15 protein-coding genes are annotated in these 17742 nt (G+C 62.5%); 12 read left to right on the forward strand and 3 right to left on the reverse strand.

All coding sequences use genetic code 11. The annotated features are described in order from the left end of the window. The first annotated feature begins 118 nt into the window (after nucleotides 1–118). The 8 genes from ABZ803_RS26405 to ABZ803_RS26440 all read left to right on the forward strand — a co-directional run bounded on the left by ABZ803_RS26405 (nucleotide 119) and on the right by ABZ803_RS26440 (nucleotide 8029). Nucleotides 119–1270, forward strand: coding sequence for a radical SAM protein (locus ABZ803_RS26405; RefSeq protein ID WP_357043233.1), 1152 nt, complete (start codon nucleotides 119–121; stop codon nucleotides 1268–1270). Continuing rightward, a complete protein-coding gene (locus ABZ803_RS26410) occupies nucleotides 1267–2160 on the forward strand; it encodes an HEXXH motif-containing putative peptide modification protein (RefSeq protein WP_357043235.1) in 894 nt (297 codons plus the stop codon). Before ABZ803_RS26405 ends, ABZ803_RS26410 begins: the two co-directional genes overlap by 4 nt. A 3-nt stretch (nucleotides 2161–2163) precedes the next feature. Then, complete coding sequence (locus tag ABZ803_RS26415; protein WP_357043237.1) at nucleotides 2164–3345, forward strand: serine hydrolase domain-containing protein; 1182 nt, start codon at nucleotides 2164–2166, stop codon at nucleotides 3343–3345. Between the two features lie 59 nt (nucleotides 3346–3404). Further along, nucleotides 3405–4136 (forward strand): TylF/MycF/NovP-related O-methyltransferase, encoded by a 732-nt coding sequence (locus ABZ803_RS26420; RefSeq protein WP_357043239.1) that lies wholly within the window; start codon nucleotides 3405–3407, stop codon nucleotides 4134–4136. A 71-nt stretch (nucleotides 4137–4207) separates the two neighbouring features. After that, entirely contained in the window at nucleotides 4208–5380 is a 1173-nt protein-coding gene (locus tag ABZ803_RS26425; protein ID WP_357043241.1) for an ATP-grasp domain-containing protein, read from the forward strand. 243 nt (nucleotides 5381–5623) lie between these two features. Continuing rightward, complete coding sequence (locus ABZ803_RS26430; protein ID WP_357043242.1) at nucleotides 5624–6208, forward strand: hypothetical protein; 585 nt, start codon at nucleotides 5624–5626, stop codon at nucleotides 6206–6208. After that, nucleotides 6201–6815, forward strand: coding sequence for a hypothetical protein (locus tag ABZ803_RS26435; RefSeq protein WP_357043244.1), 615 nt, complete (start codon nucleotides 6201–6203; stop codon nucleotides 6813–6815). The genes ABZ803_RS26430 and ABZ803_RS26435 overlap by 8 nt, the downstream gene beginning before the upstream one ends. A gap of 206 nt (nucleotides 6816–7021) precedes the next feature. Continuing rightward, entirely contained in the window at nucleotides 7022–8029 is a 1008-nt protein-coding gene (locus ABZ803_RS26440) for a hypothetical protein (RefSeq protein WP_357043246.1), read from the forward strand. 116 nt (nucleotides 8030–8145) lie between these two features. Here ABZ803_RS26440 and ABZ803_RS26445 read toward each other — a convergent pair whose 3' ends face one another. From ABZ803_RS26445 to ABZ803_RS26455, 3 genes are all read right to left on the reverse strand, one after another. Next, nucleotides 8146–9852, reverse strand: a complete 1707-nt coding sequence (locus ABZ803_RS26445) for an NHL repeat-containing protein (RefSeq protein WP_357043248.1) — start codon at nucleotides 9850–9852, stop codon at nucleotides 8146–8148. Nucleotides 9853–9870: 18 nt separating this feature from the next. Further along, the gene (locus tag ABZ803_RS26450) at nucleotides 9871–11133 is read right to left on the reverse strand and encodes a cytochrome P450 (protein WP_357043250.1); all 1263 of its coding nucleotides are present in this window, start codon (nucleotides 11131–11133) and stop codon (nucleotides 9871–9873) included. A gap of 91 nt (nucleotides 11134–11224) precedes the next feature. Then, nucleotides 11225–12055, reverse strand: coding sequence for an LLM class flavin-dependent oxidoreductase (locus ABZ803_RS26455; RefSeq protein WP_357043252.1), 831 nt, complete (start codon nucleotides 12053–12055; stop codon nucleotides 11225–11227). A 681-nt stretch (nucleotides 12056–12736) separates the two neighbouring features. Here ABZ803_RS26455 and ABZ803_RS26460 point away from each other — a divergent pair. The 4 genes from ABZ803_RS26460 to ABZ803_RS26475 all read left to right on the forward strand — a co-directional run bounded on the left by ABZ803_RS26460 (nucleotide 12737) and on the right by ABZ803_RS26475 (nucleotide 16961). Next, nucleotides 12737–14194 carry an AMP-binding protein gene (locus ABZ803_RS26460; protein WP_357043254.1) on the forward strand — a complete coding sequence of 486 codons (1458 nt, stop codon included), beginning with the start codon at nucleotides 12737–12739 and terminating at the stop codon, nucleotides 14192–14194. Next, nucleotides 14187–15413 (forward strand): type III PLP-dependent enzyme, encoded by a 1227-nt coding sequence (locus ABZ803_RS26465; protein WP_357043256.1) that lies wholly within the window; start codon nucleotides 14187–14189, stop codon nucleotides 15411–15413. The genes ABZ803_RS26460 and ABZ803_RS26465 overlap by 8 nt, the downstream gene beginning before the upstream one ends. Nucleotides 15414–15448: 35 nt before the next feature. Next, nucleotides 15449–16627: an acyl-CoA dehydrogenase family protein gene (locus ABZ803_RS26470; protein WP_357043258.1), complete on the forward strand. Its 1179-nt coding sequence runs from the start codon at nucleotides 15449–15451 to the stop codon at nucleotides 16625–16627. A 67-nt stretch (nucleotides 16628–16694) separates the two neighbouring features. Continuing rightward, nucleotides 16695–16961 (forward strand): phosphopantetheine-binding protein, encoded by a 267-nt coding sequence (locus ABZ803_RS26475; RefSeq protein ID WP_357043260.1) that lies wholly within the window; start codon nucleotides 16695–16697, stop codon nucleotides 16959–16961. Nucleotides 16962–17742: the final 781 nt, after the last annotated feature.

The raw sequence follows: 17742 nt of genomic DNA on the forward strand, positions 1-17742 counted from the left end.
CGGGGGTGCATCAGCCATCCCCGTGCCAGCTATCGGACCCTCTTCCCGAACGCCGGGAAACATCGAATTCCAGCAGAGCGAGAGCGAGTAAGAGATGCAGTCGTTCACAGTAAAGCCTGTGCCTGTGGAGATACGCCACGACGACAATTCTGTGATCGCGATTCTCAAGCTGGTAGGTCAGGCCTGCAACATCGACTGTTCGTATTGCTACGAGCGTCGAAAGCCCGACCAGGCAGGTGCCTTGAATCCCGAACAGGTTCAGCACTTTCTCGATCGGCTGGGCTCCAGGAGTGTGCACTGCATCCTGCACGGGGGAGAACCGCTCCTGCTCGGGAAGCGAAGAATGACACCGATTCTGGAAGTATTGAGGGATTGCCCCACCGTGGAGTCGGTGGCGATCCAGACCAATGCCGTCCGACTCGACGCCTCCTGGCTCCAACTCTTCGACGAGTACTGCCCCGACTTGACCTGGGGAGTGAGCTTCGACGGCTTGGGGCCGCAGTCGAAGTACCGCATCGACTACAACGGAAGATCGACCGATGCGGCCACGCTGGCCGGCATCAGGCTGCTCGGCGATACGGGCCATTCCTTCGGCCTGATCTGTGTTGTTACCGCAGCTCATATCGGTGGTGGGCGCGAGTTCGTCGAGTCGGTGAAGGACTTCGAAGGTCTCGCATCGGTCAAGCTACTGCCCTGCTATGACCAGGACGTGGCTGTGCGCCCTCGTGCCACCGTCAGTGGAAAGCTCATGGAGCTGTACGCGAGCGAGGGGGGCGGTAGTGGCGGCCGGCCCGGCTGGACCATCGACCCCGCCGACTACGCGCAGTTCGTCGAGGATGCCCAAGACGCGTGGATCTCCTCAGGTGCATGGCGGTCGTTCTCGTTGGAGCCCACAGTGTCGATAGCCAACAACCTGTCGGGCCTGGAAGGTACGTACACCGACTACTCGTTGACGAAGGACGGGCAGCTCCTGACGCTCTACCCCGGCGGCAGGGTCGCGGGGCATGACCGCGGACACGAGTTCGCCCTCAACGAGACCACGACCGACCAGATCGATGAATTCCTCGAGACGCAGTTGGATCAGGCCGGTGCCGATTGGGCGCCATTCCTCGAAGAATGCAAGGCCTGTTCTGCCTGGGCCGGTTGCCGCGGCAGTGAACTGTTCATGCGCAAAGTCATGCGTGATGCAGGTCTTTCGGAGGAATTCTGTGATGCTCGCCGAAAAATCGTGAGCAGTGTGGACCGGTTGCTTCAGAGGAGCGAAGAATGAGTGAGATCAGCCGCTTTCTTACGGTGGACGACGAGATTCGGCAATTTCGTACGCGGCGGGCCCGATTCGTCCGGAACGGGCTCGAAAGTCTCGGACTCGACCACCCCGTAATTCGTGGGGATGAACTCGCCGACTACGCGATCGCAAACGAAGTTGCCTTCCACCTCAGGGAATCCATCGAGAACTCCCAGGATAGCGAAATCGAGTTGCGCGCGTCCGCCCATGAGCTACTGGAGCACAGCGCGGGGGCCTTGGTCTCGGTGGATTCGGTCAAGGCATTGCAGTGCACAGGGCTCGACGAGGATCAGTGCATGTTCTCCCGAGGAATTGCCATCGCGAGTCCTTCCTCGCAGGAGCGAGAACTGCTGGGGAACGCCATGCGTGTGCTCGAGCGAACCGGGAACCTGCAGTGCTTCCGCGACACAGTCGGCGTCGTAGCGGTTCTCGGCATCGCGACCCCGGGAGCGCCAACGGCTACGTGGGCTACGGGAGGGCTTCCGTATGTAGTGCACCTGCACCTCATGCCACGAGCCGAGCTTGTCGCTCGCGACTTGATTCACGAGGCGACACATGCCTACCTGAACGACTGGCTGGCCTCGAGGGGGCTGCGTCTCGACCCATACACGCCCGCCTTCTGGTCACCGTGGAAGGACACGAAGCGGCCACTGTTCGGGTTTGTTCACTCGATCATGGCCTTCTCGATCGTGACCGCATTCCTGGCGAGCGTGATGGCGGACGATAGCTCGGACTGGTCCTGGCTGCGCCCGTTCCACGGTGCGGAGAGGGATCGGCTGCGCAGTTGTGAGGAGTCCGTCGCATCCGCCGTGTCGATGCTGCCCGACGACCTCGGCAAGCGCGTCGCGGCCGTCTATGCGCTGGCGGTGGAATAGAACATGTCCGTCGTGGTTTCCCCGTGGGGTGAGTTCAAGCCGGAGTACGGCTACGCGTGCGCCGAGTACGGCCCGGACGGCGCCGAGCGTGCCGGCGCGGATGGCTTGGCGAATCTGGCGGGCAGTGAAAGGTTCACTCTCCAGACCAGAGTGAACTGTGGATCCATCGCGAAGCTGGTGACCGCACACTTCGTGACGCGGCTCTGGAGCAGTCGAGATGATCGTGAGCAACTCCGCATCGGTACTTTGCTTCCCGGACTTCCGGGCCCGTTGCGCGACGTCACTGTCGAGAGTTGTTTGACGCATACCACAGGACTGTGGGACTTTCGGTCGCTGATCCCGCTGTTCGGGGAGAGATCGACCTTCGCATACGGAGTGTCGGATGCCTTCGAACTCGCGATCAAGCAGACGCAGCTGGTGCCGGGCTTCGAGCGGCAATACAGCAATACCAACTATCTCTTGCTCGGGGTGGCAGTCGAACGGGTGACCGGTGCCCCGCTCCAAGATCTCGTGGGGGATTGGCTGGGTGCGGACGTCGGTAACTTTGTCACCAATCCACGAGCAGTTGTGCCTGCGCGGGCTCGGGGCTACGAAGTCGGCGCGAACGATGATGTACTCGAATTCGGCTCGTTCGTTGACGGGAGGGGTTCGACCAACTTCTGGGCCAACGCCCAAGAGTTGGCCACGCTCATCGAGCGCATAACGAATGGCTTCAAGATCCGGCCGGTTTATGGAGGCCTAGCGCTGAGCAGCGATATGTTCTATGCCGCCGGCCAGGACGGCGGATTCCAGGCTGGGGCCGTCATCGACGCGAACAACATGCGCTGCCATGTCGCGCTCACGAACAACCCCGCGCTTACCCCGCTGAATATCATGGCCACGCACACGGGGCTCCGGGTCGGCGGGACAGAGACGACGAGCCGCGCGCGTGAGCACGTGGCCGGTGGTCTGCTTGCATTCGAGGGAACGTTCGCCGCCGCTTCTCTCGGTGTTCAGCTGTCTCTCGCGGGAGCGCCTGACGGCGCACTCGTCGTGACGGCGGGCGACCGAGTGCTCGGCAGACTCGAGCGCGAGACCCCCGGCTCATTTTCGGATGGACACCTGGAGATCGTCGAACGAGGCGACACGATCTATCTGTCTATAAACCACGCGAGGGGAATACCGCTCGATCGCGTGTCCCCTTAATGGCAAGCGGGCTGTCGGCTCGGCAGCAATTCAATTCAGTGGAACGGAAGTGAGTGGGCGTGGCGGAAGTTCAGGTCTCCGCAGATTCGATTATGTCGTTGGAGAGGGAGCCTCTTCCGGCTGCCCTGCGTGAGCTGGGAGCCGGTCTGCTCCGCGAGCACTACAACACGATTGATCGCGATCGATTGTTGTCGGTGTACGGGGAGCTGATGGCCAGTCTTTCGCGGACCGAGCATGGCGCCGTCGTCGAGCTGGGGTGCTACAAAGGTGCGATGTCCGCATGGATGCGGGCACTTCTGGACTTTTGTCGGTCGCCGCGCGAAATCCATGTATTCGACTCTTTCGAAGGCCTGCCACGACCATCCGAGATCGATGGTGACCATCTGAAGGAAGGCGATGTCCGAGCGTCTCCAGAAGATGTGCTGGAGCTGCACGGTCGGTTGCAGCTGAGCCCCCCGATCGTTCACCCCGGCTGGTTCCAAGACACGCTTGCGGAATTGCCTGATCAGATAGCTTTTGCTTATATCGATGCAGATTTCTACGAGTCTATGGCGTGTGCGTTGAGAGCGGTGCTTCCACGGCTGGTACCCGGTGCCACAGTGATTATGGACGACTATGCGGACTTGGCCAAGAATCCGCACGCGTGGGCCGAGATGGCGGGGGTGAAGAAAGCCTGGGATGAAGTCACCGCCGGCCGCCTGGAGCTCGATGTGATTCTCGGCTTCGGTGACCTGGCTTTCGGGGTTCATCGTGCCGGGTGGGACTCACCCCTGGACCAAAGGATGGCATAGCCATGGCTCGTAGCCACGTGCTCGTCGTGGGTACCGCCCTCGCCGCGGATTTCGCTAGGGCGCATCCAGAGGTGCGCACATCGGTTCTCTGTCACAAGCCTGCCGAGCCGACGTCGCCAGGCATTTTCCTTCGCGAAATTCATGTTGAGCGTAATAGTGCACCGACGACGTGGCGCGACAGCGCGAGAGAGGTCGATGAGGCATGTCCTGTCGACCGCGTGGTCGCCTTCGGCGAGAACGAGCAGATAATAGCTGCCATCATCGCCGCGGATCTGGAGCTGGACGGCCACCACAGCGTAGATGTCGCTAGGATAGTCGCCGATAAGATCGAGATGCGCAAAAGGCTTTCAGCCACCGGGCTGGGCACCGTGGAGTTCGCGGAGGCCGCGGATCATCGAGCGATCGAACTGTTCGCTCACGGGCAATCGCAGAATCGCTACCTCGTCAAACCGGCTATGGGGACCGGCAGTCGCGGGGTTTCGGAACTTGTAGACCTACGCCAGTGTGCGGCCGCCTTCAACCGGGCACATGACGTGGCCCACCCTATTGCCGGCACGCAGCGTGTGATGGTCGAGCAGTTCAAGCCGGGGCGTCAGTTGAGTGTGGAGTGCATCTCCGAGGCCGGCGAGCATCGCCCAGTGGCAATCACGCAGAAATACACCGATGAGCGGACCTTCGCCGAGGTGGGCCACTGCGTTCCGGCCGACCTGTCGACGGCGGAGGCCGATGCGGTCGTGGCGGGCACAGTCGCCGCGTTACGCGCACTGGGAGTGCGGTACGGCCCGACTCACACCGAGCTTGTTCTCGGGAAAGCCGGCCGAGTCGATCTCATCGAGACGCACACTCGCCTCGGTGGTCATGGAATCCCTGATCTCGTGGCGGACGCAATCGGTATCGACATGTACGACCTCACGTTCGCTCAGGCGGCGGGCACCTCGGTGATTTCGCGCGTACCCGAGGTCCTGCCCCGCGCTGGATCCAGCCGGGCGGTGTGGTTCGGGTACTCGCCTGTTCGGGGGCGTGTCCGCTCTGTCCATAGTGCGGCGCAGTCCGAAGCCCAAGTCGAGGTGCTGGTCAATCGCGGTGATCTGGTTACCGCGGACATGACTCGTTCCTCGCGGGTGGTAGCCGCACGAGCGTCTGGCCCGACTGAGGCGGACGCGACGAGAAAGGCCTCGCAAGCCGTCTCGGAAGTGACGTTGACAATCGAGTGCTCGATGACCGCGCAGCTTTTGGGCTACTGATGTCCAGTTTGACATTCCAGGCGCCCAGGTCGGACACGCGTCGATGCGCGTCCGGTTCGAGTAGCCGACCGAGGCCTGATAGCAGGCCGGTATATCCAATTGGGTCGAATCCGAGGAGGGAGAGGACAGGTGCCGAGTTCGGGGCAAGAGATACACAGTGTCGAGCAAGCATGCGGACCGCCGGAGGCGGCCGAGCTGTTGCATCTCATGGAGAACTTTATCGGAGCCTCAGACGGAGCATATGTGGCCGACGGCCGCAGAGTCGTTTCGGTGCACGAAATTCCGGGTCATACCGGCAAGGAAGCAGCGGCGATCTATGAGCCGAGGGGCCGTATCGAGTGCGCAGAGATTCCTCCGGCAGTGGAAGAGATACTCGATGACATCTTCGGCAGAAACCTTTCATCGATTCAGTACGTCTACCCGGATGCCGTCCGTAACAATGGGTGGTTCTATGTCGAATATGGCGTCGGTCAGTTCGTCAATCCTCACGTCGATTATCATGGACGGATAGGAGACCCCTGGCCAGGTGTACTGGCGACCGTCTCTTTATCGATTCACAATGCCGACGTAGGCGGGCAGTTCTTTGTCGAGTCGAGTGGCGATAGTTCTGTGTGGGAAGAGCCGCATCGCGCGCGGCGCGGGTTGGACTGGAGCACCCCATCTTTCCGCGATCAGCGCCGCGTTCGCTGGACGGCCCAGCACGAGCCAGGTGACATGCTGATCTGGGGTTCTCAAGTCGTTCACGGGACGGTGCCCGTCCAGGCGGGCCGCTCGTGTAAGTTCTTGACGCAATTACTGACTGCAGAAACAGAGGGAACCGATGTCTGACAAGGCGCCACTGTGTATCGTCATCAATGGGCCATCCGCCGCCGGAAAATCGACGCTCACAGCAGCCATTCAGGATCGTATCGAGGAGCCGTTGCTGCGGTTCGGAGTGGACGAACTCTATCGTATGGTTCCAGATCAGTGGGCTGGTGGTGTACCTAACGCACGTTACGCCGACAGAGGTTTCACTTACCAGGATGTACCCGCCGCTCCAGGGGTGCGTCGAATCCATAACGGCGTCGATGCCATATCCATGCTTTATGCGATGAATTCGGCTGTCGTGGGAATGCTCAGCGCCGGCGTAGGCGTGATCGTAGATGGTCAAGCCTTCGAACCCAGCGTCAACCAGGATCTGGAGAATCGCCTCCGTGAGCTGGAGGCCAAGGGAGAAGCGCGGGTTGCGATCATCGAAATCGGCGCGGCCGACGACCAGTTGGCGGACCGGCAGCGACGTCATGCACATCCCGTTGGGCTATCCCTTCATCACAACACTCTTCCTAAGCAAGCCGCTCGGCCCGATCTGATCGTGGATACGACTCGGATGGCATCCGCTGAGGTAGCCGATCTAGTGTGCGGCTGGATCGAGAAGGAATGCTCCCAGCGTTCGTAGGCTTTACTCGGGGTGGGCGTCGGCATACGGCGGAATGATCTAGTTCATGGCGGTCAGTCGGCCCTTGTGAACTGAACGATACTGATTACAGGCGGGGGCGCACATTCCGGTACGGCATCAACTCGACCGAATTGTGCCCACCGCCGAGCAACGGATGGTCCGCGGAAGCAGGTAAACCGCGTCCATTTTTCGGGGGGATCTTTAAATTGTCAGCCATCGGTTACCCATTCATACTCTCGTCGGGAATTGCTAGCTCGCGGCTCGAAAAAGTCACGCGAAGCATATCCCCAGAGGCCAGTGCGCGCGCAAAGCATTACATGATACAGAATGGTTTCACCATCGTCGGCGAAAATAGTCGAAAGCATGTGATGGGGCGCGGGCCGGATACCTTCTGTAAATCAATGACTCCCGACTCTGCGCACCGTTTGGAAAATTTCTACCCCCTTTTGGAGCGCGCTGTGCTGTCGGCCGGATTTGTGCCGATTCTCCTAGCGATCGACTGCATCGACGATGAGGTCAGTATCGCATACTTCGAGTATGTCCACGGTGAAGGCGGAACTGCGCGCGACACCGCGGATTGTCTCAATATCTATGCGGCATTGCAAGAATCGGCTGCGCGGTACGGCGCCGATTCGACGAGGGTATTGATCGATGCCTGCCACAACGAAGTTTCCACCTGGAGCGAAGAACTTCTACAATCATGGGATCCAGTCCACTGGACCGATCCCAAAATCCTGCACTGGGCGGGGGCCGACGCTCGGGCCATGATCGAAGTCGGCCTTCCGGCGCTCCGATCTGTGGCGAGTCTGCTGACTGCACTCTCACCCGAGGGAATATGCGCCCCGGTGCACGCTGATCTGTATGTAGGAAACTATCTACGCACCTCGACGAATCAGGCCGTTATCTTCGATTGGGACGAGGGGTACTGGGGGCTTCCCGGTATGGGATTGCAAATTCTTGTTCGTGAAGCGATGGACAACGGTATCGGTGGCCTCGACTACAAGGACCTCCTCGAGCTTGCGCCGGCTTGGGTCGAGATGGGAATCAGTGAGTCCGACTTGGCTGTCAGAACGCTCGCCAGCGCAGTCATTGAGATCGCCGGCGTCAGGCAATCGTTGACGGAGTGGCAGAGGCCCCGGGCGCGGCATGCCGCATACCTGGCGGCTTGGGCGTGCCGGTACGAGTGGGTCATCAAGAGGGCGCAGCTGTGCTGAGCGGGCCTGCGCTTGGCTCATCGGATGATCGGCACAGTAGGACCAGTTTTGACGCGCCTGCCATATAGCCCGCGCCGCTGCGGGAACCGTGGCGCAGCGGGCGGCGTATGGGCAACCTACTGGTCAGCCTGCAACTCGAGTACGCAGTTGCGGCGATAGTCGGTGAGCAACATCTTGTTCCGGTGATCCATGAGTAGGTCGCGCGGAGCATCAGGCACTTCGAAATCCCCGTCACGCCCACCGGCGGGAGCGAGGCCGCCGCTCCAGGTCCACCGCACCAGCCAGTCCTGCCCCAGGGCGACTACTTGGCTGTCTGCGTCGACGATCAAGACGCAGTCGAATGCTGTGTGGACAACACGAGGCTTGAACAGGCGGTAGCGGTTCCCGGCCGAGTCGAAGAACTCGTTCCTCCGCCACAGCACGGTGCCGGTCGCAGCATCCACAAGTAGAACGGTGTCCATCTCCGGATCCACGATGACTACCCGGTCGTCGAATGCAGCTGCTTGATGCGGATCGTTCAGACCTGTGACGACCCACGCGGCAATGCCGTCGCAGCCGACCCTGGCTACCCACCCGGAAGCGCTGTCGACAACGAGCAACTCATCGTCGCCCAGCCATCGGCCATCATGAGGGTCCGAGACGGTAAACGAGTCATTGCCCAGGCGCACGACGCCGAACTCATTCTCGATCGAGCCGTCTCGAGCAACAACAATGAACCGCGAATTCAAGCTATCCGAGACAACGAGGCGGCCACCATCCGAAATGCGAGCGCTCCGCGGCCACCTCAGCGCCTCGCTTCGCCCGTCGGCACGTTTCAGCTCGCGAAGCTGCCAGCGCAGGCCACCGTCGTCGTCCACCCCGATGACTCGATTGTTGTTCGTGTCCGCGATGACCAGTTCACCGGTCGCTGCCCGATCAATCGAGCGGGGTCTGGAAAGCACCAGCCCGGTGGCAGCGGGCCCGCCCCAGCGCGCTCGCATGCTCCGCAGATCAGTGCCTAGTTCCAGCACAGAGCGTGCTCCCAGATCCGCGACATAGACCTTGTCTTCGGCGCCGAGGGCGTGCCGGGGATCGATGAGATGCGCACCCTGCTCCGTGCCGCCGAAACTGCCCAGCATGCCTCCATCTCGGTCCAACCGCAGCACACGGTGGTTTCCACTGTCCGTTACCAAGTAACGACCATCCGAAGCGGTCAACCCGGTAGGGGTGTTCAATCCGCGCAGGTCCGAAGCCGGTTGCCCGAAATGTCCGGTGACGCACTCGAGCCGGCCATCGGGGATCAGCCGCATGAGCGCATGTCTGCTCGTGTGCACGAACAGGACGGCACCGGAATCCCAACAGATACCGGACGGGACGAAGTGCTCTCCCTCGGGCGGCCGATACAGCCAATGGAAGGACCCGCTCCACGGGGAGAACGAAGCGATTCCGCCACCTATCTGGCGGCCGTCGGCGCCTTCTACCGAGGCAACGCCGAGGATCAGATCCCCATCATCCGAATAGCACAGGGACATGACGGCGGTGTCGGCCGGTGCTCCTACATCTCGCGTAGAACCGTCCTCGCCAACGTGAAGCAATGCCCATGAGCCGCGGTTGTGGGTTCGACCGAACGCGAAGAACTGGCCGTAATCCGGGTGCCACGTCACATCGAAGATGTAGCTCCCAGCTGGGCCCTCGACCTGCAGGCCCGGTCCGGACGCCAAAGGTGTGATCCACTGCCGGGTGACATCTATTGCGAAAACACGGCGGGAATGCGGTTCTTCGAGAAGCCGCCCGAATCGTGGCAACGAGTTGTCGGCAACCCACCCCACGATGGGCTTGCCCACAAAACTTCGCTGTCTCATTCATCGACCTCCGGTGCGCAGGTGCATCTCCAGCGATGCGACGCCGCGGAGCACGAGGTTGGTGCGGAACCGGACAGGAGCGGCGCTCACGGGCTCGAGCCGGGACCAAAGCGGAAGCATTTCCGCGAAGAGGATCTGGGCCTCCAGCCGAGCAAGTGGCGCACCGAGGCAGTAGTGGATTCCGGTGGAGAAGCTGAGGGGGGCGCCCTCGTCTCGCGTGATCGAGAATCGGTCCGGATCACTGAAGTGGGTTGGGTCCCTGTTCGCAGCGCCAAGGAACAGCAGAACCTGCTCGCCCTTACGAACGACCTGTCCAGATACTTCCGCGTCCTCGAGCGCTACGCGGCCGACCAACTGGACCGGTGCGTCCCAGCGGAGCATCTCCTCGACGGCGAGCGGGATGCCACCTGGGTCGCGGTGAAGCAGTTCTACCGAGCTCGGGTGGGTCAGCAGTGCGTGGAAGCCATTGGCTATCAGGTTCGTGCTGGATTCATAGCCTGCGACGAACAAGAGCAGAAGCATCGAGATCAGTTCTGCCTCGGAGAGCTTCCCGCCCGAATCCTGGACTCCGACCAGGTCGCTGATCAGGTCCTCCTCGGGCTTCGCCCGCTTGCTGCGGATGATGGAGGTGAAGTACTCCTCGACCGATTCGGTCGCCCGGTAGATCTCGTCCAGATTCTGTGAACGCGGTAGCGGGGTATCGAACGCCTGGATGATCCTGCGAATGTGCGGAATCACGTAGTAGTGACCATCGCGTGGAATCCCCAACAACTCGCTGATGACGAGCGCCGGAAGCGGTACAGCCAAATCGGACACCACGTCGAACTTGCCGGTGAGACCTCGCAACAGCTCGTCTACGATGGCTGTTATTCGTGGCCGAAGATTCTCGACGACCCTGCGTGTGAATACATTCGAGACAAGCCCGCGCAAGCGGGAGTGCTCCGGCGGATTCAGCTCCAACATGACAGGAGCGCGCTGCGCGATTCGCGGATATCGCTGTTCGAAGGTCTCGTACTGTTCCGCGGTGGTGAAATCAGCGGGGGTCGTGGCGGGCGCATGTCCGAATCGCCGATTCTTGAGGATGACCTCACAGTCGAGGAAGCGTGTCGCGACAAGCGATCCCATCGCACTGCGGTGCAGGCCAGGCTTGGCCAAGAGCTCGGCATACGACGGGTACGGGTCCTGGCGTCCGCGCTCGGTGGACAGCAAGACAGCGAGTGCGCTATCGAGCGGGTCGAGATCGAACGAGTCGAGGTTCACCATCGCTGCGCTCCCATCTCGTGCAGACTGGTTCTGTCACTGACGACCGGCCGCGTGTGCGACCCCGCCGGCAACCGCCGATCGACGATCTGCATCAGCACCCCGCCTCGATCATCACCGTCGCGGCCAACGACTCGAGCACGCGGCGACCTCCGTCTGGCCAGGAGCACACCAGGTAGTCCCATCCGGCCTCCTGCCAAGCCGCGACGCTGCGACGGACGTCGTCCATGGGTTCGGTAACAGACAGCGTGGAGGCCCGAAGGATCTCCGACGGACTCCTGCCTGCGGCCGTGGCGAGCTCGTCGAGGCGACGCATATACGGCTGCAACGAGGTGGGCGTTCCGTAGGCGTGCCATCCGTCGGCGTGCCAGGCCGTGATGGGGAGTGTGCGCCGTGGCCCGGTGCCGCCGATCCAAAGCGGTGGCCGTGGCACCTGCACAGGTTCGGGAAGCAGGCGGGCTTCGCTGAGCGACGCGCCGACACCGTCGTACGATACCCGCGCTCCGGAGAACAGCCGATTGAGAACCTCGATGGTGTCCGCGAGTAACTCGAATCTTTCAGCGACGCACGGGAACGGTATACCCAACGACTTGTGCTCATCGGCGTTCCATGCGGCGCCAAGCGCCAAGTTCAGGCGACCGCCCGACGCATGGTCCACCGTCATCGCCTGTGCGGCGAGCAGTGCGGGTTGGCGATAGGTGACGGCGGTCACGAGCAGTCCGAGTCTGATTCGATCAGTCACGCCGGACAACGCGGCCAATGTCGTCATTCCCTCGAAGGTCGCGTCTACGTGTTCCTCCGGATTCGAGGCGAGGTGATCGAATCCCCAGGCACAGTCGAATCCGAGTTCCTCGGCAAACCTCACCCGCGACACTACTTCGCTCCACGGCATGTTCTTCTGGGCGATATCGATCCCGAAACGCATTCCGTCCTCGTCTCACACAATCCACGCCCGCCGTCAGGCGCGTGCCAGCTACTCCACGGCGAATATCAACCATTCGATGCCGATTACCGCTTCCCCACATCGCCATCCCGCTGGTTGCCGGCGGGGAGTCTCACAGCGACGCCAGTGCGGGGGCCGACGAAATGCGTATTAGCCGGGACGCGTTCGGCAATGCGGGAACGCTCCCGATTCACCTCGCAGAAGAGAATCACTAGCCGGGCGAATCGGCAGCGTGCATCGCAGAAGACCCCCTGGGTGAGCGGGATGGCCCCGTCCTCGTCCCAATCAGACCAAATCCGCAGTCCGACAGTCAACGTAGTTGCGGTCAGCCCTTTCGCGGCAGCGGTCGGGTGGCGCGTAAGGCTGGTCGCGAGGACGAGCCTTCGTGCTGTCCGGTTGTCGGAACCTGCCGTCCCCCATGTCGGCTGTTCAACCGCTGGTGGTCAGCAGTTGAACAGCTGACGTAGCTGTCGGGTCGGGCATCAGCTAACCGTCCATCTCGCGGCCACTCGGGTTCGACACCTGTGCGACGCAGGCGGCGAGCGCGGACCGGCTTCGCGATCGGTACGGTCCAGGCAATATTCAACGATTCAATTCTTACTTCGTTGACATCGAGCACGCTGCTATGTAATTTTCTGGTAGCACTGGGGAGGCTGAGAGTATATGTTCCGCCAATCGGCGCCACTTTTCCTTCACGAACTCGTTGCCAACGCTGCCGCACAGAACCCGGATAAAGTCGCGGTCGCGGATCGGAACGGTTCATGGACGTATGCGGAGTTGCACAGCCACGCTGTGGAGTACGCGACACACATCGCTGCGGCGGGCGTGCGTGCCGGTGACCGGGTTCTGATCCGCGCTATCGCCGAGCGCTGGGTGATCGCGGCGATCTATGCTTGCTCCCGTATCGGCGCGATGGCCGTACCGCTCAATCCCGATCTGCGACCGGCGCAATGGGAGCAGATCAATCGGGACGCGGAGCCGGCACTCGTGATGAGTGAGCCCTTGCCGACGGCAGGCGTGGCGACGGCATGGAAGCCTGCGTCGCCGGAGAACTTCGATTCCGACGCGGTTGCGCTGCTCCTGTATACCTCCGGCAGCACTGCCGCGCCGAAGGCTGTGGTGTGCGCGCACCGCTCGATACTGTTCGCGACGTCTGCGATCGCCTCCCGCCTGAATTATCGGTCGGACGATGTGGTGCTGTGCAGGCTCCCGCTCTCGTTCGACTACGGCCTCTATCAAACCTTTCTGACAGCCCTCTGCGGCGCGACGCTGGTCCTGTCCGGACCCGGCGACGACGCCGGTCTGCTGGGGATCATGCGCCGCCATGGCGTGACCGTTGCTCCAGTGGTGCCATCCCTCGCGACGATGCTGGCGCGGCTCGCGGTTCGGGGCACGGTGCCCACCATTCGTCTGTTCACCAATACGGGTCAGGAACTGACGCCGCCACAAATCGCTGCGTTGCGCCGGGCCTTTCCGTCCGCAGCCGTTCAACTGATGTACGGCACCACCGAGTGCAAACGGATCACGATCGGGCAGCCCGACGAAGACCTGGCCCTGCCCGGCTCGGTGGGATCGCCGCTACCCGGCACCAGTGTCCGTGTCGTCGACAACGACGCGCGTCCGGTGCCACCGGGGGTGGAGGGCCAGATCACGGTTGCCGGACCACATTTGATGAACGGCTATTGGCGGGACGAGGAGTTGACCGCACGGATCTACCAGAAGGACGCCGTCACCGGCGAACGGGTGCTCCACACCGGTGACTACGGGCACATGGATGAGGGTGGCAACCTGTTCTTCCACGGTCGCCGCGATGAGTTGTTCAAACACCATGGCGTACGCACGAGTGTTGCTGAGATCGAGGCGGCGGCATCCGCGGTGCCGGATGTCGATGAAGCCGCAGTGCTGCCACCGCGCGGTGATGACGAAGCGGTCCTGTTCGCGGTCACCGTTCTGGAGCCTTCTGAAGTCCTGCGTCGGCTGCGCGATCGGCTGGACCCGCTCAAGGTGCCGACGCGCTGCCGGACATTGTCGCGACTGCCGCTCGGGCCGAGGGGCAAAATCGATCGAACGGCGTTGGCCGCCTTGGTAGATGGTGCGAAAGCGCATGCCTCTCATGCCTGATATCGCCAGCCTGACCAGGCAGTATGGGAGCCCGCTCTATATTTACCAACTCGACGCGGTAGCACGGGCTCTCGCGGATTTGCGGGCCGCCCTGCCAACGCAATCGGTCGTCTATTACTCGCTCAAAGCCAATCCGCACGTGATGGTGGCCCGGGAATTGCGGAGGTCCGGCTGCCGAGCCGAGATCAGTTCGCCAGGTGAGCTGGCCGCTGCCCGGGATGCCGGCTTCCGCGGCGAGGACTGTCTTTACACCGGGCCGGGCAAAACCGACTCCGAGATCGATTACGCGATCGCCGAAGGGGTGCGACGCTTCTCCGTCGAATCCGCCGGCGAACTCGATCGCATCGGTCGGGCGGCGCTGGCGCACCACACCGAAGCAACGGTCTTGTTGCGTGTCAACGGCAGCTCTGTCGGAGCGAGCGGGCTTCGGATGACAGGGGCCGAGTCCCAGTTCGGGGTGGATGAGAAGCAGGTGATCGCAGATCCCGGACGCTTCATGAATGTGCCAGGAGCCCGCCTGGTGGGATTGCATCTGTTCCCTCTCAGCAACGCGCGTGACGAGAGCAGCCTGATCGCAGCCTTTCGCGAGAACATCGCCCTTGCCGCACGGTTGCGCGACCGGGCGGGACTGCCGCTGCTCGTCGTCGATCTGGGTGGCGGATTCGCCACGCCGTACGCCCGGCCGGGGCGTCGGCCAGGGTATCCCGGTCTGCGCAAAGCCTTGGACGCCGCGTTGGACGAAGGTTTGCCCGGATGGCGCCATCACGGACTCGAGATAGCCTTCGAGTCCGGCCGGTACCTGGTCGGCGACAGCGGTCGTTTGGTCACCACCGTCCAGGAGATCAAAACGAGCGGAAACAGCACATTCGTGGTGCTGGACTCCGGGATCAACCATCTCGGCGGGATGACCGGGTTGGGCAGGCTGGCTCGGCCGTCGGCCACCCCGGACCATGCCGGTGCTGAGACCGCGACAGTGACACTGGTCGGGCCGCTCTGCACCCCCGCCGATGTACTCGGTCGCGATGTCGAAGTACCCGCCGTAACTCCGGGCGATCTGCTGGTCGTGCCCAATGTGGGTGCGTACGGGTTGAGTGCAAGCCTCGTGGCGTTCCTGGGGCGGCCGGCACCCACAGAGATCGTCCTGGCGCACGACAAGGTGGTGGAAGTGAGGCGGATGCGCCTGACTTATGAAAGCTTTCCCGTAGAGGAGGCGTCGTGACGAAAGCCGCTGCGCTCGCCGCCGAGCTGGCTCCGGTGCTCGCCCAGCACGCTGCGAAGGCTGACGCCGACGCCGAATTCCCCCGAGACAGTGTCGAGGCGCTCCGCGAGGCGGGCCTTTTCGGACTGCTGGTCCCGACCGAGTACGGCGGAATGGGAGGGGACCTCGGAGACATGGTCGAGGCGGCGGCCCTGCTGGCCGGCGGTTGCCTGTCCACCGCCATGATCTGGGCGATGCACTGCCAGCAGGTCGACACCGTCGTCCGCCACGCAGGTGGCGCGCTGCGGGCGGTTCTCCTTCGCCGCATCGCCGTGGACGGGTACTACCTCGCCTCGGTGACCACCGAACCCGGCAAGGGCGCACACCTGTTGACCGCGAGTTCCGCGATTGTCAGCGAGGACCAGCAGCTATTGGTGCGGCGCGACGCGCCCGTGGTGACCGGCGGTGAGTTCGCCGACGGCTTCTTGGTCACCATGCGCGCGAGCGCCGACGAACCACCCAACCGGGTCAGCCTCGTGTATCTGGACCGCAGCCAGGTCGAGGCTCGAACGGTGCGTGACTGGAACGCGATGGGCATGCGCGGCACGCGTAGCGTCGCAATGGTGCTCTCTGGCACCGCCTCCGCCGACCAGTTGATCGGGGCCGCGGGCGGGTTCCGAGCGGTGGCTGTGGACAGCATGATCCCGGCCGGCCATCTCGCCTGGTCGGCGTGCTGGCTGGGGGCGGCTCGGGCAGCCCTGAACTCCATGGCTTCGCTCATCAGATCCTCGGACCGTCCGGCGAGCATCGACATCGACAGCGATCTCGTCCGGCACCGACTAGCCCGCGCTCGCGTCGAACTCGAGCTGTGCGGTGCCTATCTGCTGCACATTCGGAACGAGGTGATGCATCGAAGGCGCGCCGAGCGAGGGATGGATGAGTATGCCTTTCAGATCAAACTCGATACGCTCAAAGTGGCCTCCTCGGAGTTGACGTTCTCGGCAGTGGACCGCCTGGTCCAGCTCGGCGGCGCGATGACCGGCTATCAGCGCGACGCACCGGTGCCGCTGGAGCGGCATTTCCGTGACTTGCGGTCGGCCAGTCTCAACTACTCGAACGACCGTCTACTTACCGCGATCGGCACGCTGACCTTGCTGGATGGAGCCGGATCCCTTGCAGCCGGTATCGAATCCGGCCCAGGTCTCTTTCACCCGGAGTCGGCCGAGAGGGCTTGAGACCAGGAAATATACCGAGTGGCGTAACCGCTACGGCCCGTTCAATCACGGTAACAAAGGAGTTCGCATGAGTCGGCAGCTGTGGGCCGAACCGTTCGAGAAGATTTTGCGCACCTATCTACCTCTCCTGCCGGTGGACACAGAGGTGACTCCGGATATGAACCTCGCTGATCACGGCCTGGACTCGATGGCCACCGTGAGGCTGCTGCTCGACCTCGAGGAGAGCTTCGCTGTCATGATCCCCGACCATCTGCTCTCCGTGAGCACCTTCGCGACGCCTGCCGGACTTTGGGCGGCCATTGATAGCCTGCGGGACGACAACGCGATCCAGTGATGGTCGACCGGCGCAGCTGCGGTCCCCAATGACGTAGCACGGTCTCGGCGTGTGAATAGCACAGCGTTTCCACCGGCAGGGACCGAACTTCCCTGCGCGCATCCACCCAAAGACCGTGAAATGCGGTCCTCACCAATGACATCGCGGCCAAACGTCACGGATCATGCTGCGCGCCAGCGCCCAGGACCTCGAAGAACTTGGCGCGGTAGTTCGATCCCGGCGGCCTAGCGGGGAACCGGTCGACTCTGATCCCCGCCGGGTGGCAATCGATGCATACCTGGTGCGCCCGCTGCGCGGAAACCGCAAAGGCCTGCGGCTGGTCATCGTGGCCCGCCCCCATATTCGTCAGTGGGCCTTGAGAATTGCGCCCGCTGTCCGGTGACCAGGGCACCACGAGTCGCGTAACGAGATGTGGTTCGCACGGTCTTGGGCGAGCCGGGCGGGAACTCCGCTTGCACATTTCAATGCGTACGCCAAACCACGCTGTATCTCTGAGCGCATCGGCGCGTGTGCATTTCCGTCACCCCTGGTCCTGCTCTATCGGCGGGATGTACGAGCACCTGCTTGCGGTTTTACGTTTATCCGTACTCATCGGCTCAGACAGCTGTCATCGGTACATATATGGCCGGCGTTGCCGACGCAGTGCGATTTGTGCGTGAATGTCATCAGGGCCATGTCCGGTCCGGACGGTTATTTCACGCCGTTGTCCTTCGGTTATCTCTGCTCGGTGCGTCGTGGAGATTGCCAGAGCCTCGGTGCGTGCCTAGAGTCGAACGTGAGG

The organism is Nocardia sp. NPDC047648 (assembly GCF_040642815.1).
Lineage (GTDB): Bacteria > Actinomycetota > Actinomycetes > Mycobacteriales > Mycobacteriaceae > Nocardia > Nocardia gamkensis.